The sequence below is a fragment of the Halomonas sp. 111 genome (assembly GCF_052379685.1).
Taxonomy (GTDB): domain Bacteria; phylum Pseudomonadota; class Gammaproteobacteria; order Pseudomonadales; family Halomonadaceae; genus Vreelandella; species Vreelandella citrativorans.
Genome location: NZ_JBQSYV010000022.1, coordinates 22,201 through 36,406, shown reverse-complemented (window position 1 = coordinate 36,406; position 14,206 = coordinate 22,201). Strand labels below are relative to the sequence as shown.

Sequence of the window (14,206 nt, the reverse complement as noted above, 5' to 3'; positions counted from 1 at the left end):
TTCCAGGCGTGCCTAGCGTGCAGCCTGGAACAACGTATTTCCCCCAAGCGCCATCAATATGCCTGCGCTTAAGCGTTGAATAAGTGATGAGGAGCCACTGCTTTTTTGTAGCCATCGACGAAGTGGGCTTGCCAACAGTACGACCATCACGTCGGCGGTAGAAAACAGCACATTGGTGGCAATGCCTAGCCACATTAGCTGCCAGGCAATGGGCATGGCACTTTCGGGTTGAACAAATTGAGGAAGAAAAGCAATAAAGAACAGCGCCGTTTTGGGGTTGAGCACTTCCACTAGCATGCTATCGCGCAGCACTCGTTTCGCGCTGACAAGCGGAACATCATCCGCTTGATGGGCCACGCCCTGCTGCCAAAGGCGTAGCCCCATCCATAACAGGTACAACCCGCCGATGACCTTCATGGCGATATAGGCAGGTGGAATAGCCGCAAACAGCAGCGCCAACCCCAGCGCGGCTGCTGCCACATGCACATAGCAACCAAGATGAACCCCGACCACCGCCAGCCAACCAGCTCGCCGCCCACGCCCGATGGTTTGGGCTGCGGTATACAGCATGGCGGGGCCCGGCAGAAAAGCAAAACCAAGCGTTGCGACAAGAAAGGCGGCCCACTGCATGCGCTATCCTAAACGTGATGAGGAGTAGCTCAGCATAAAACGAGGGCGGCGCTTCCGCCACCCCTTGAATAGAACGCTATGGGCTTGTTGCCTGACTAAAAGCTGGCCTTACGCTTCTCTATAAATGCGCTCATGCCCTCTTTTTGTTCCTCACCGGCAAAGCAGAGTGCAAACAGGCTGGTCTCCAGGGCCAGTGCACTATCAAGGTCCTGGTCCATCCCGTCATGAACGGCCTGCTTGGCACCGCGTACCGACTGAGGGCCATTGCCTTTTAACTGTTGGGTAAGCTCTTCGACATAACTTTCAAGCTCTGCCTGAGGCATTACGCGGTTAACCAGACCGATGCGTAGCGCTTCTTTCGCGTCTATCTTGCGCCCTGTTGTCACAAGATCAATCGCCATGGCTGGGCCTACGCGGCGTGGTAAGCGTTGCGTACCACCAAAGCCTGGGATGACACCCAACAGAACTTCAGGCTGGCCGAATACCGCGTTGTCGCTGGCTACTGCCCAGTCGCAGGCCAGTGCCAATTCGCAGCCGCCGCCAAGGCAAAACCCGTTCACAAGGGCGACCACCGGCACCGGAAGCGTTTCAAGTCGTTTAATGGTTCGTAACGCCTGGCTTGCAAAGGCGCGCGCTTCTTCCGGCGTTTTATCACGCATTTCGGTGATATCCGCTCCGGCGACAAACGACTTTTCACCGGCGCCAGTCAGTAATACGGCGCGCAGGTTTGGCTGATTCTCAAGCTCAGTCAGGTGGGTCTCTAGCGCGGAAAGTACATCGCTATTTAACGCATTCAACGCCTTGGGGCGGTTGATAGTCAGGCGGACGATACCCTCGTTATCGACCTTTTCAATAACTGATTCGCTCATATTGGCTCCTTCATTGTTATGGTGGCTTAACTGGCCTGCCTTGCAACCCTAGCGAACGCTTGGTTGGGGGGCAATCACTTCTTTTCTCGCCCGTCAGAAATACAATCGCCGCCTCCAGGGGCGGCGATTGTCACAATAGGGCGATTAGCCAATCTCGAAATCACTCAGGCATTGAATGCCTGCCTCAATTACTGCCCGCTGGGCACGCCCAACAGGGAGCCACTGGGTGATCACGAACTGTGTGCTTAGAAGTTTTGCCTTATAGAAAGGGTCTGTTGTGCCCTGCCCAATGGCCGCCTGCGCACTGAGTGCCGCTTGCCCCATTTGCCAGGCGCATAACACATGGCCTGCCAAGTTGAGCAGCGGGGTCGCATAACCCTGTACGGCATCAGGCCCTTTTTCCGGGTCTTTGCCCTGCTCAAGTACCTGCTGCTGAGCAGCGTTTAAATCCTCAAGCCCGGCAGCCAGCGCCTGCCCCAAATGAGTCAACGCAGGTTCAGCCTTGAGACGTTCAACCGTGTCGGCTACTTCGTTTAGTAGACTGGAAAATGCTTCGCCATTATCACGCTGTAACTTGCGTCCTGCTAAATCCAGCGCCTGAATGCCGTTAGTGCCTTCATAAATGGGCGCGATACGAGCATCACGCAGCAGCTGTGCCGCGCCGGTTTCTTCGATATACCCCATCCCACCATGCACCTGAATACCTAACGAGGCGATCTCTACCGCTTGATCCGTCGAGAAGCTTTTTACCACAGGAATCAGGATATCCACACGAGCCTGAGCCGCCTGGCGTTCACTCTCGTTTTCAGCATGGCGGGCGGTATCCAGCTGTCCTGCACAGTACAGCGCTAACGCACGCAGCGCATCGGTGCGCGAGCGCATAGAAAGCAGCATGCGCCGCACATCAAGATGCTCACTGATGGGGCACTCTTTACCGCCTCGCGCTGCCGACAAACGACCCTGATGGCGCTCTTGTGCGTAGGCAAACGCGTGCTGGCAGGCGCGTTCGGCCACGCCAATCCCCTGGATACCCACTTTATGACGCGCCTCGTTCATCATGGTGAACATGTGATTCAGGCCGCGCCCTTCTTCACCCACCAGATAACCGATTGCCCCACCCTGCTCGCCAAAACTTAACGAACAAGTCGGTGAGCCGTGGATACCCAGCTTGTGCTCAATGGCGGTGCATATAACGTCGTTACGCTCGCCCAGGGTGCCGTCATCATTGACGAGAAATTGGGGCACCAGAAACAGCGAGATGCCTTTATTACCTTCAGGCGCATCAGGTTTACGCGCCAGTACAAAATGAATGATATTTTCAGCGGCGTCGTGCTCACCCCAGGTAATATAGATTTTCTGGCCACTTATCCGGTAATGATCGCCTTCAGGTACTGCCTTGGTACGTACTTTAGAAAGATCCGACCCTGCCTGGGGTTCGGTCAGGTTCATGGTGCCTGTCCAGGTCCCTTCTACCAGATGGGGTAAATACGTCGCTTTCAGCGGCTCGCTGCCATGATGGGCCAATGCTTCAATGGCGCCAGCAGTTAACATGGGACAAAGCCCTAACGCCATATTGGCACCGTGGAGCATTTCCTGAACGGCACTGGCCACCACTTCAGGCAAGTTCTGCCCACCTAACGCTTCCGATACGCCGATGCCGTTCCAGCCGCCTTCTACATACGCCTGGTAGGCCGCCGCGAATCCATCAGGCGTCGTTACTCGCCCATCCGGATGATGTTTGGCGCCTTGGTGGTCACCGGTAGCATTCAGCGGCCCCCAAACGTCACCCGCAAGCTTGGCGGCCTCATCCAGCACCGCCTCAACAACGTCGGGTGTTGTCTCTGTAAAATTGGACAGCGTCAGCGAGTGATGCCCGAGCAGTTCTTCGAGCACAAAACGCAAATCGCGTACCGGCGCGACGTAGTGATTCATGGCAAAACCTCGATGTAGAAATAAAACAGTCGTTTGTTATAAACCGTTATATTCGATAGTAGTTTCCTGCCTATCGTTACACCATTAGCCCAACGTCTCACCTCTTTACGATACAGACCCGCTACCAAATTACTGACGCGTGCTTAACTGTTCGACATCGTCATAGTAGGCAATTCGGGTTTCTTCCTCGGCGGGCGGTCCGACTACAGGTTCCGCTACGTCCACGTTTGGCACTGCATCCGACAAATCTTCCAGATGCTCGTGCTCAAGCGCCCCTTGGACAAGCTCCTCGGTAATCACAAGCTCTGCCCCGGCCGCAGTCATGGGCGTCGTCGCGGTAAACGGCGCCACCGGCATCGGGGCGGGGCGCACGCTGCGCCGCCAGGCAAAAAAGAGCAGGAAGAACAGGCTGAGCCCGCCAAATGCCCAGAACAACCCGGCATCGCCCACGGCTGTCATAACGGGTGAAATCATCAGCGGGCTTAAGGTTGCCCCGATAGAGTTAATCAGCAAAAGTCCTTGGCTCATACGTACAAGCGCCCCGGCGGGTGCTCGGTCGGCAGCATGACTGACGGCCACGGGGTAGAACGCAAACACTCCACCGCCCAGCAAAAACAGTAGTACCGCCAGCAGCGGCGTGGAGAGCGGTAGCCAAAGAATTGCTGCCGACACCAGCACACAAAAACCACTGATCCCGATAAGTACCATTTGGCGGTCGTGACGGTCTGACCAGCGCCCAATCGGATACTGCAGCAGCATGGCTCCCAGCACCACCAGCGCCATCATCTGGCCGACCTGATTCACGCTCATTCCAATGCGCTGCAAATAAAGGGGCAGCAAGGTGTACGCCGCCGCGACCACCATGCCCGACCCCAGGCTACCCAGCACGCCCGTTGGGGTTAACATGATTAATCGATAAGGAGGCAGCGGTTCGGCGTGCTCAATCAGAGGGGTAACACGCGGAATCATCGCCATTGGCAACACAGAAAGCGACGCCAGCATGCCGATCACCATAAACGGTGCCGTCCCGCCCATGGCATTGGTGACGCCCAGCAATAGCTGACCAATGACACCGGCGGCGTAAAGCGAAATCATGTAGAGCGCCAACAGGCGGCCACGCACTTTTTGCTCGCCTGCCGTGAGCAGCCAGCTCTCAATGACCAGATAGACACCGACCGTTGCCCAGCCGCCAATCAAGCGCAATGCAAACCAGGCCCAAGGGTCAAAAAAGAGCCCTTGAAGAAGCACCGTCACGGCAACCAGCGAGGCGAAACTGCCATAGGCGCGAATGTGCCCAATACGCAGCAATAACCGGTCGTTAAACAAGGCGCCCAAGGCCAGGCCAATAAAGTACGCTGACGAGACAATCCCGATCACCGTCGCAGACTCGCCTGCCGCATCCAGGCGTACCGTGATCAAGGTAGCCAAAAAGCCGTTGCCAATGCCTAAAATAAACAGGCCCAACAGAGGCGCAAACGCCATAGCCAGTAATTGCCGCGACATGAAAACCTCACCTTGCCAAACACGTTGTCAAAAAACAGGGTCAAAAAAAGCGGGCGTAGCTGTTTAAGAGCCGTTACCACCTTTTACACAACCACAGGCAAGAAACGGGCGCGCAATTATTGCCCTGGATAGCATAAAGTCAACGCTTTTTCATAGCCTGTTCGTATCGATTAGTGTTTTCTCAAAATAACCGTATCTTTTTCAGGAAATTCGACTGTTAGTTGATGCTGCGCGGCCCACCATTCAAAGGTTGCCTCACTGAAAAAACAGATATGGGTGGGGTCATTAATATAGTGCCAGTTGGCAAATGCTGCTTGAGTGGTCACTCGCTTGGTCATGATGCCCAGATAGCCACCAGGGAGTAGCTGAGCAACCAACTGCGCCAGCACCTTTCCGGGCATGGCTAAATGCTCAACGACCTCAGTCGCGGTGATAAAGTCATAGGTTTTCTGCAAAACAGACATGTCGGGCGCATAGAAAATGTCGAAGACCGCCATGGGGTGGCCAACTTCCTCGAACATCACAGACAGCGTGGGGCCAGGCCCTGAACCAAAATCCAACCCATTGGCACCTGTCGGCAGTTTGGCTAGCAACGGCGTGAACAAGCGCCCTAAAAATCGCCGGTATCCCATATCTTGCGGTGAATTTTGATGCTGGTCATACTCTGCTTTTTCATCCGCTACGCTTAAATGCTGCTCGGACGGCACAAACACCAGCCAACACGTGGCACACTGGTAATATTCACGACGATGATTTTGATGATAGAGCGAGACCTTAATTTCACCGCATAGCGGACAGCATTGCATCGTCGTATTCTCTGGTTTTCGGTTTGCATTTAAGGAAAGAGGCATGCTCTCAGGCTTGGATCATCTTGTTGTTACTGTCACAGATATGGGTCGCGCGGTTGATTTTTACTCGCGAGTTCTCGGGCTAGACGTACGCTATCGTGATGCCCAACGGGTAGATTTAATGCTGGGCGATACCGCCCTACGACTCCATCAAACCGACACCGACATCGAGCCTATTTCTGCAACCCCTACGCCAGGCAGCCTGGATTTATGCCTACGCTGCCAATTGCCGCTGGATGAATTCAAACAGCATCTAGACGTGCTGGGCATTGAGGTTGAACTTGGCCCGGTGGCTCGCCAGGGCGCCAATGGCGCGATCGAGTCCGTTTATCTGCGCGACCCCGATGGTAACCTTTTGGAGATTTGCCGCCCGGCTCGCTAATGTTACCGCCAGTTAGTGACTAATGCTTAGCGGCGTCGTGCAAGGTATTATAGGGCGTTAAGAACCTTCGCTTTATTGTCTCATCCGTATTAAAGGTAAAAAGACATGCAAGATAACCGTCATGACTCGCCGATTGAAGGCGAAATTATTTCAGAACACACTACCGCCGAGCCAAGCAAGCAGCACGACACCACAATGGCCATGGTGGTTTATGCGCTTTATCTGGCAAGCTTTGTTGTCGGCTTCACCTCGGTTGTCGGCGTCATCATTGCCTATGTCTATCAAGGCAAAGGCCCGGCCTGGCTGGACGAACACTACCGCTATCAGGTTCGCACCTTCTGGATTGGCTTGCTGTACGCAAGCATTAGCTTCCTGCTCACCTTTGTACTGATCGGCTTCCCGCTTTTATTTGCACTGGCGGTTTGGTTTATCGTTCGCTGCGTTAAAGGGTTTAAGGGCTTACAAGATAAACGTGCTCCGAGTAATGTGGACAGCTGGTTAATCTAACGAATGACGGAACACGCAACGACATCAGACAAGCGACTCTCCCGAGCCACGGCGATTGCGTGGCTTTGGCGCAGGCTTTCGCGCTGGCCCCTGCCGCGCCTGTGGCGTTTTGCCTCCACGCTTGGTCCTCTCGTTTACTGCTTTAGCCGCCGTGAGCGAAACGTCACCGATATTAATCTTAAGGTGGTATACCCCGCGCTTGACCAGCGTAAGCGCAGGGCGCTCGCTAAACAGAGCCTTCGTCACTCCACCGCCACCATGATGGAGCTGGGCTATGCCTGGATGGCGGAGCCTGATCGCGTTGAAGCAAGTATTGTTGAAGTGCATGGCCGCGACAAGCTGGACAGCGCTCGCGCGCAGGGCCGTGGTGTTATTGTTCTAGCGCCGCATTTTGGTAACTGGGAAGTGTTGAATTTCTGGCTTTCCAGCCATTTCCCTTTCACCGCTATGTACGAGCCTCCCAAAATAACCAACCTTGAGCCGATTATTCGCCATGGCCGCGAACGGATGGGCGCACAGTTAGTGCCCACTAACCCGCGGGGCGTTGCAGCACTGCTTAAAGCACTTAAGCGCAGCGAGGCCATCGGCATTCTGCCTGACCAGGAACCCGACTGGGGCAGCGGCGTCTTTGCGCCGTTTTATGCACGCGATGCGTATACCGCCACGCTACTCCCCAAACTGGTGGCGCGCACCCAGGCACGCGTTGTCACAGGCGTTGCCCTGCGCCTGCCTGGGCGCGGCTTTGCTATCCATTTTCTGGACGCCGACGAGCGGGTGTATAGTGCTGACGAAACAGTGTCTGCGAGCGGGGTTAACGCCAGTGTTGAAGCGTCAATTGCGTTGGAACCCGCCCAGTACCAGTGGGAATACAAGCGTTACCGCAAAGTCATCGAAGAGCAGCAGCAAAACCCCAACGCCAACGACTTCCGGCTTTACTAGGGTTTCTCTGAGTAGGTACTGATTTATCAGACCTACTCATCGTCATGACGTGCATAGACATCATCGAGCCTTTCGATATCGTCTTCCCCCAGATAGGCACCCGACTGAACCTCAATCAGCTCTAACGGGATTTTACCGGGGTTCTCTAAGCGGTGAAGTGTGCCAATCGGGATATAGGTCGATTGATTTTCACTGACTAAGAAGCTGCGCTCTCCCACGGTTACCTGTGCCGTTCCGCTTACCACGACCCAATGCTCGGCGCGATGATGGTGGCGTTGAAGGGAGAGTCGGCCGCCGGGTTTCACCGTAATATGCTTAACCTGGTAGCGCTCACCACTATCAATTGCTTGAAAGTCACCCCAGGGGCGATGTACCTGGGGCGCTGACTGAAGCTCGCGGCGCCCTTTACTGGCTAACACCGCGACTAATTGTTTTATGTGCTGGGCCTGGTCCCGATGCGCCACCAGCACGCTGTCAGAGGTTTCAATCACAAGCAAGTCGTTAACCCCCAGCGTGGTCACCAAGCGATGTTCGGCCATCACGAGTGAATTCGTAGTCGAGTGCAAAAGCGCATCACCTTGCACCACATTGCCCGCTTCATCCGCCGCGGCCATCTCCCAAAGCGCATCAAAACTGCCTACATCGCTCCACTGAGCATCAAGGGGGATGATGGCCGCAAAACGGCAGTGCTCCATGACGGCATAATCAATCGAATTGGCGGGGCAGCGTTGAAACGACGCTTCAGCGAGCCTTAGAAAATCCAGATCGCTGTGAGCGCCATCAACAGCGGCCCGGCAGGCAGACAGCATCTCGGGTTGAAGGTCCGCTAGCTGCTCAAGATATGTCGAAGCGCGTAACAAAAACATGCCGCTGTTCCAAAGCGTATCGCCTTGTTCAAGCAGTTGAGCGGCGCGCTCGGCATCCGGTTTTTCAATAAACGAGGCGAGCCGATAGCCCTTTTCCAATGCGTCACCACAGGCGATATAGCCGTATCCCGTTTCAGGATGCGTAGGCACAACGCCAAAGGTGACTAAATAGCCCTGCTCTGCCAAGGGCACGGCCCACTCGACACTTTGTTGAAAAGCGCTCACATCGCCAATGACATGATCCGCCGGCAAGACCAACAGCAGCGGATCGTCTCCTACGGCCCTGGCTAACAACGCCGCACAGGCAATCGCAGGCGCTGTGTTACGCCCTTCCGGCTCTAGCACAATACGCCCCGCCTGGTTCGCTTCACGCAGTTGCTCAGCCATAAGGAACCGGTGCGCCTGATGGCCCATAATAAACGGCGGTGTCGTACTTATCCCTTCCAGGCGATCCAGCGTTTGCTGAAGCAGGCTCTTCGACGAGGTTAAGCGCAAAAACTGTTTGGGCATTTGCTCGCGTGAAAGCGGCCACAGCCGTGTGCCGCTTCCCCCGCATAGAATCACCGGCTGAATCATAGTCTCGTCCTTGTAGGCAAAGTGTTACCGGCTGCCAAATGCTTCCCGTAACCAGTGGCGAAGCTGGCTCATTCGTGCGGCCTTTTCAGGATTATCCAATGACGGCAGCGTGCCCTCCACAAATCCATACGTGCGAAAAGGCGCCAATAACGCTGGGTCACCTCTACAGCGTAGTCGACAAACCAAGCGTAATGATCACGTATCCGCTCACTATCCTGCCAGACCACCTCCGGTGGGTCACTCGCGTGCTCCCAAGGCGCAAAAATAGCCCAGCGGCGCCTGCAAGCATCGCGCAAAATGCCCATATTTGGCCTACATTACCTACTAGCAAGTGAAAGATTGAGCGCAACAACGGCAGGTCTACATATACGTTAAGCGGGCGTCCAAATGCCGTGTAAGTGGCGGCATTACCCAGGTTGGCGACCATACGTTAGATGAACAGTGTGCATAAAGGATTTAGTGTACAAAATTTGTTCAAACATGCTGGTAGTGATGTTAGCTCACCCTGTTTTAGTCAGCCGTCGAAAGGAACTCGCCTATGCGCTGTACGACGTTGAAGAGTCCGGAGATCGGAAAGTGGATATTACTGCTTGGCTGCTTTACGACATTGCCAACCAGTGCCCACACAGATGACCATTTCAATGCGGTCATTGAGCAGGCTAAACAGCTTGCTGAACAGGCGTATCAAGCGCCTGAAGAATCACTACCCTCGGCCCTAAAAGAGATTGATTACGATACCTATCGACAAATCCGCTTTTCGCCCGACCAGGCCTACTGGCGTGATGAAAGCCCCTTCAATTTACAGTTATTTCATAGCGGGTTTATTTTTCAAACGCCTATCACGCTGAACATCATTGAGGGCGATGACGTTACTCTGCTGCCCTTCTCCAGCGATGATTTTCAGTACGATGACAATGCCGAGTCGCTTCTTGAGCAGGATTTAACCGGCAGTGGCCATGCCGGATTTCGGCTGCACTACCCCCTCAACAATGATGATTACGCGGATGAGTTCGCGGTCTTTTTAGGCGCCAGCTATTTCCGCCTGGTGGGCCAGGGTCAAACCTACGGATTATCAACGCGAGGATTAGCGATCGACACAGCGTCATCTGAAAAGGAAGAGTTTCCAGCCTTTCGGGAGTTTTGGCTCTATAAACCAAGCGAAGATGCCGATGAAATCACGCTACTCGCGCTGCTCGACAGTCCATCGTTAAGCGGTGCTTACCGCATAACGCTGCGCCCTGGTGAACAAACCAATGCCGAGATAGAAGCCGAGCTATTTGCCCGTCACGATGTCGCCAAGCTAGGCATAGCTCCGCTTACCAGCATGTACACGTTTGGCGAGTCTAGCCATGAAAGGTTTGATGATTTTCGGCCACAAGTACACGACTCTGATGGATTATTGATACATACAGGCGCTGATGAATGGATTTGGCGCCCGCTCAGTAACCCTCAAGAGACACATATTTCAAGCTTTGTGGATAACGCCCCCCACGGTTTTGGGCTGATGCAGCGTGAGCGCGACTTTAGCCGCTATTTGGATATGGAAGCGCATTACCATCAACGGCCCAGCCAATGGGTAGCGCCTATTGATGCATGGGGCGCAGGTCATGTTGAACTAGTAGAAATACTCACTCCGGATGAAACCCACGACAATATTGTTGCCTATTGGGTCGACGATGAGCCGCTTAACGCTGGGGACTCACGCCACCTTCATTATCACACCTACACACTCAATGATGCCCAGGACCACGCCGTAGGCCGAGCCATTCGCACCCGTCATGGCAAGGCCACCATTGAGGGAAGCGCCAGTGAAGGCGCTACAGTAGAGCGCCAGTTTGTTGTCGATTTTCAAGGCGGTGCGCTTGATGGCATTGCCCCAGATCAACCCGTCGAACTCGACATTAGCACCCAAACCGGCAACGTCACGCAGCCCCATGTTATGCCGCTCCCCGATAACATGTGGCGCGCCAGCTTTCGAGTTCCCCCGGGAAATGAGCCAACTGATATCCGCCTGCGTTTAATGCTCAATAACCAGCCCATTAGCGAAACCTGGAACTATGTGTGGTATCCCGATGCGTAAATCTATTGAACTTACCCCGTTGATTCCGTGGTTGGCCTTTCGTCGCGCATTGCTGGCCGTGCTCGTCATCAGCTCCAGCATTGCTGGCTGCGTGGCGATGTTCAAGGTTATTTCCTTTTTGGAAATAGGCTGGCAAATCACCATGCTGGTATTGTTTGCACTAACGTTTAGCTGGATCGCCTTGGCGTTTTGGGGCGCGGTGTTCGGTTTTATTGTGTGCGCCCTGCGGCTAGATCCCTTAAGCCTGCGTCGGCAAGTGCCGCTTTCGCCTAACGGCAATTTACTGGTGAGTAAAACAGCACTGGTCATGCCGATTTATGCAGAACCTCCCATCCCCACTATTGCAGGCCTCGAAGCAACCTGTCGCTCGCTATGAGCAAGCGCACACCTCCTCGAACCGCCCTGAGACGCCCTTAAGCGAACACTTCGACGTCTTTATTCTGAGTGATACGCAGGACCTCGACAAAGCCCAGGAAGAGGCCGCCCACGTGGCAGCACTTCAGCAGCGCCTTGCCGGTCAGCTGGCGGTTCACTACCGTCGTCGAGAGAACAACCATGAGCGTAAGGCAGGTAATATTGCCGATTTTTGCTGCCGCTGGGGACGCCGCTACGACTATATGGTGGTTCTGGATGCGGATAGCCTGATGAGTGGCGAGACGCTGTTAACGCTTGTTCATCGCATGCAGCGCGAGCCCAGTGTCGGCTTGATTCAAACCGTGCCGATTCCGGTTGGCCAGCGCACGCTGTTTGGCCTTTTCACCCAGTTTGCCTCTGCACTTTACAGCCCGATGCTGGCCGCAGGCCAAAGCTTCTGGCAAGGCGATGCTGCCAACTACTGGGGGCATAACGCCATTGTGCGCACGCGTGCCTTTATGGCCAGCGCAGGCTTGCCTACCATTCCCGGCAAACCGCCACTTGGCGGAGAAATTCTTAGCCACGATTTCGTGGAGGCAGCCCTGTTAAAAAGAAGTGGCTGGCAGGTACTTCTTGATACTACGGCCACCACCGCCGTTTCACGTCATGACCCGTATGCCAGCGCCGCTCATAACAGCTTTGAGGCCATGCCCAGCAATATGCTCGACTTTGCCAAGCGTGATCGTCGTTGGCTGCAGGGAAATTTACAGCATTTACGTTTGCTAACGGGCGCGGGCTTTCATCCCATCAGTCGGCTACATTTTTTCTTCGGCGCCTTTGCCTATTTATCATCGCTTGTGTGGCTCGCTCTGCTGGTGTGTACGAGCCTTCTGGTCGGCTACCAGGCGATTGATGAGCCGACAGAGCAAATGCTGCCCAAATCGTTATCCGTAGGGCTACTGACCATTACCTTGGGGATGCTGCTGGCACCCAAGTTTTTGGGTTTTTTACTGGCACTCGGACAGTGTCCTCATGCTTTTGGTGGCAGGCTTAAGCTATTCACCAGCATGGTATTGGAAATGCTCTTTGCCGCGTTGATCGCTCCCTTGATGATGGCATGGCACAGCCTATTTATTATCACCGTGCTGCTAGGGCGCTCTATTGAGTGGCAAACCCAACCCCGAGGCGAGCGCTCTTTACCATGGGGAGAAGTGTGGCAGCATGCTGGCTGGATGACACTATGTGGCCTTGCCTGGGCGGGAGCTGTCATGCTGTTTTCCGCCTCAGCCTTTGGATGGCTATCGCCGGTATGGCTAGGCCTGCTGTTAGCCGTGCCGATCATCAAGTACTCCAGTAGCAGCACGTGGGGCGGCGTTATCAATCAGCGCTTAGGGCTGCTAAAAACGCCTAGCACGCGTTTGAGCCCATCTTTGCTGGATGAATTTAACACCCTTATGGCGCGCGACAGTTCGACCTTGCCTGCCATGGCCGATGGTTCTCCGTATGTTCTTAATGCGCTGCCTCCTGAATTGTCTGGCGAGATGCCGCCTCAGTCGCTAAACCAGTTTAGCGTCCACGCGCCGTCGTCCCCGGCTGCTCAGACGAAGGAGCCTCATTAATGCTTGGCCAGCTAGCACATCGGCTAAGCAGTTCGATGCTGGTTTAACGCAGCCTGTGGTTCGCCACAGGTGCAGATGGCTTGGCCTCGGGCGACCTGCATGCCTGCCGAGTGGATCATCCCCTACCCACGAGTGCCCACAGCGGGTGATGGTATGTGACAGCTTTTCAAACGCTAATTTTCGACCTAACCTGCCAACAGCGGTGTGGTTTCAAGCGCAGGCGCGCTATGGCTACCAAAACGTGTTTACTAAAACGTTTATCAGGATCGGTTATCACACCCTCCATACCAAGCTCCGTTACAAGGAGCTTATGCCAGGAATTCAGGATTTATGATTTACGATTGGCAAGCGCTTAGTGTTCCCGAGTTAGCGGCGGTCGCCGAGCGCGACCCTGTCGCCGTTTTAGTGCTAGGCGCGATTGAGCAGCACGGCACACACCTACCGTTAGGCACGGACCTTATTATTGGCGAAGGGCTGCAGGCTGCTATGCTGAGCGTTCTTGACCCCGCTCTAGAGGTCGTTTGCTTACCCTCTATTGCGGTGGGCGCAAGCGACGAGCACGCTAACTTCTCTGGCACGCTTAGCCTTCCTGCGTCGCTCGCGATTGCCACGCTTGAAGCGTATGGGAAATGCGTCGCGCAGGCGGGCATCAACCGGCTGGTACTCATCAACAGCCATGGCGGTAATAAAGCCATTATGGAGTTGGCCGCGCTCACCCTACGCCAGCAGTTTAATATGCGCGTCGTTAAAGCGACGTATACACGGCTCCCACCGCTTGAAGGTGCGGTTGATGCCCAAGAGCTGCGTTATGGATTACACGGCGGGCTGCTTGAAACCGCCATGATGCAATACCTGGCGCCAACCACCGTCAATCTGGACCACTATAAGGCTGCTCCGCTCGGCACGTTAGAAAATTGCCGTCTGGTAGGCCCGGAAGGAGCCGCCGCATTTGCCTGGCTTGCCGAGGATTTAAGCCAGCACGGCGTGGCCGGTGATGCCCACCAAGCCACGTCGGCATTGGGTGAGCGTCTGGTACACCATTACGCTGAGCAACTGGCAACCGTGATCACGGAAACAGCTCGGCTGCCTGCGTTTTAAGTG

At 54.8% G+C, this 14,206-nt stretch carries 13 protein-coding genes; 7 read left to right on the top strand and 6 right to left on the bottom strand.

The genetic code is table 11. The features are described from left to right. Nucleotides 1–12: 12 nt before the first annotated feature. From ACT3T7_RS15555 to ACT3T7_RS15535, 5 genes are all read right to left on the bottom strand, one after another. Entirely contained in the window at nt 13–630 is a 618-nt protein-coding gene (locus tag ACT3T7_RS15555; protein ID WP_444631498.1) for a LysE family translocator, read from the bottom strand. A 95-nt stretch (nt 631–725) separates the two neighbouring features. Continuing rightward, nucleotides 726–1,499 (bottom strand): enoyl-CoA hydratase-related protein, encoded by a 774-nt coding sequence (locus ACT3T7_RS15550; RefSeq protein WP_172117292.1) that lies wholly within the window; start codon nt 1,497–1,499, stop codon nt 726–728. A 144-nt stretch (nt 1,500–1,643) separates the two neighbouring features. Continuing rightward, on the bottom strand, nt 1,644–3,431 hold the full coding sequence (locus ACT3T7_RS15545) for an acyl-CoA dehydrogenase (RefSeq protein ID WP_444631497.1): 1,788 nt from the start codon (nt 3,429–3,431) through the stop codon (nt 1,644–1,646). 129 nt (nt 3,432–3,560) lie between these two features. Then, nucleotides 3,561–4,934 carry an MFS transporter gene (locus ACT3T7_RS15540; protein WP_444631496.1) on the bottom strand — a complete coding sequence of 458 codons (1,374 nt, stop codon included), beginning with the start codon at nt 4,932–4,934 and terminating at the stop codon, nt 3,561–3,563. A 170-nt stretch (nt 4,935–5,104) separates the two neighbouring features. Next, nucleotides 5,105–5,740 (bottom strand): class I SAM-dependent methyltransferase, encoded by a 636-nt coding sequence (locus ACT3T7_RS15535; protein ID WP_441679494.1) that lies wholly within the window; start codon nt 5,738–5,740, stop codon nt 5,105–5,107. A 43-nt stretch (nt 5,741–5,783) separates the two neighbouring features. Between ACT3T7_RS15535 and ACT3T7_RS15530 the strand changes: the two genes are divergently transcribed. From ACT3T7_RS15530 to ACT3T7_RS15520, 3 genes are all read left to right on the top strand, one after another. Then, a complete protein-coding gene (locus ACT3T7_RS15530) occupies nt 5,784–6,164 on the top strand; it encodes a VOC family protein (RefSeq protein ID WP_087109765.1) in 381 nt (126 codons plus the stop codon). 105 nt (nt 6,165–6,269) lie between these two features. Beyond that, nucleotides 6,270–6,671, top strand: coding sequence for a DUF4870 family protein (locus ACT3T7_RS15525; RefSeq protein WP_172117296.1), 402 nt, complete (start codon nt 6,270–6,272; stop codon nt 6,669–6,671). Between the two features lie 3 nt (nt 6,672–6,674). Further along, nucleotides 6,675–7,610: a lysophospholipid acyltransferase family protein gene (locus ACT3T7_RS15520; protein ID WP_193056785.1), complete on the top strand. Its 936-nt coding sequence runs from the start codon at nt 6,675–6,677 to the stop codon at nt 7,608–7,610. Nucleotides 7,611–7,642: 32 nt separating this feature from the next. On the opposite strand, the gene ACT3T7_RS15515 is transcribed toward ACT3T7_RS15520, so the two are convergent. Then, on the bottom strand, nt 7,643–9,052 hold the full coding sequence (locus ACT3T7_RS15515; protein WP_193056786.1) for a mannose-1-phosphate guanylyltransferase/mannose-6-phosphate isomerase: 1,410 nt from the start codon (nt 9,050–9,052) through the stop codon (nt 7,643–7,645). 538 nt (nt 9,053–9,590) lie between these two features. Here ACT3T7_RS15515 and ACT3T7_RS15510 point away from each other — a divergent pair. The 4 genes from ACT3T7_RS15510 to ACT3T7_RS15495 all read left to right on the top strand — a co-directional run bounded on the left by ACT3T7_RS15510 (nt 9,591) and on the right by ACT3T7_RS15495 (nt 14,203). Next, nucleotides 9,591–11,132: a glucan biosynthesis protein gene (locus ACT3T7_RS15510; RefSeq protein ID WP_444631495.1), complete on the top strand. Its 1,542-nt coding sequence runs from the start codon at nt 9,591–9,593 to the stop codon at nt 11,130–11,132. Next, the gene (locus ACT3T7_RS15505) at nt 11,125–11,508 is read left to right on the top strand and encodes a hypothetical protein (RefSeq protein ID WP_444631494.1); all 384 of its coding nucleotides are present in this window, start codon (nt 11,125–11,127) and stop codon (nt 11,506–11,508) included. The genes ACT3T7_RS15510 and ACT3T7_RS15505 overlap by 8 nt, the downstream gene beginning before the upstream one ends. Further along, nucleotides 11,450–13,105 (top strand): glucans biosynthesis glucosyltransferase MdoH, encoded by a 1,656-nt coding sequence (gene mdoH / locus ACT3T7_RS15500; protein WP_444631493.1) that lies wholly within the window; start codon nt 11,450–11,452, stop codon nt 13,103–13,105. Before ACT3T7_RS15505 ends, mdoH begins: the two co-directional genes overlap by 59 nt. Nucleotides 13,106–13,435: 330 nt before the next feature. Then, a complete protein-coding gene (locus ACT3T7_RS15495) occupies nt 13,436–14,203 on the top strand; it encodes a creatininase family protein (protein WP_444631492.1) in 768 nt (255 codons plus the stop codon). The last annotated feature ends 3 nt before the right edge of the window (nt 14,204–14,206 follow it).

Excerpts from the sequence above, each read along its gene's own strand:
- ACT3T7_RS15555 (WP_444631498.1), bottom strand. The coding sequence starts at position 630 with ATGCAGTGGGCCGCCTTTCTTGTCGCAACGCTTGGTTTTGCTTTTCTG.
- ACT3T7_RS15550 (WP_172117292.1), bottom strand. The coding sequence starts at position 1,499 with ATGAGCGAATCAGTTATTGAAAAGGTCGATAACGAGGGTATCGTCCGC.
- ACT3T7_RS15545 (WP_444631497.1), bottom strand. The coding sequence starts at position 3,431 with ATGAATCACTACGTCGCGCCGGTACGCGATTTGCGTTTTGTGCTCGAA.
- ACT3T7_RS15540 (WP_444631496.1), bottom strand. The coding sequence starts at position 4,934 with ATGTCGCGGCAATTACTGGCTATGGCGTTTGCGCCTCTGTTGGGCCTG.
- ACT3T7_RS15535 (WP_441679494.1), bottom strand. The coding sequence starts at position 5,740 with ATGCAATGCTGTCCGCTATGCGGTGAAATTAAGGTCTCGCTCTATCAT.
- ACT3T7_RS15530 (WP_087109765.1), top strand. The coding sequence starts at position 5,784 with ATGCTCTCAGGCTTGGATCATCTTGTTGTTACTGTCACAGATATGGGT.
- ACT3T7_RS15525 (WP_172117296.1), top strand. The coding sequence starts at position 6,270 with ATGCAAGATAACCGTCATGACTCGCCGATTGAAGGCGAAATTATTTCA.
- ACT3T7_RS15520 (WP_193056785.1), top strand. The coding sequence starts at position 6,675 with ATGACGGAACACGCAACGACATCAGACAAGCGACTCTCCCGAGCCACG.
- ACT3T7_RS15515 (WP_193056786.1), bottom strand. The coding sequence starts at position 9,052 with ATGATTCAGCCGGTGATTCTATGCGGGGGAAGCGGCACACGGCTGTGG.
- ACT3T7_RS15510 (WP_444631495.1), top strand. The coding sequence starts at position 9,591 with ATGCGCTGTACGACGTTGAAGAGTCCGGAGATCGGAAAGTGGATATTA.
- ACT3T7_RS15505 (WP_444631494.1), top strand. The coding sequence starts at position 11,125 with ATGCGTAAATCTATTGAACTTACCCCGTTGATTCCGTGGTTGGCCTTT.
- mdoH (WP_444631493.1), top strand. The coding sequence starts at position 11,450 with ATGCAGAACCTCCCATCCCCACTATTGCAGGCCTCGAAGCAACCTGTC.
- ACT3T7_RS15495 (WP_444631492.1), top strand. The coding sequence starts at position 13,436 with ATGATTTACGATTGGCAAGCGCTTAGTGTTCCCGAGTTAGCGGCGGTC.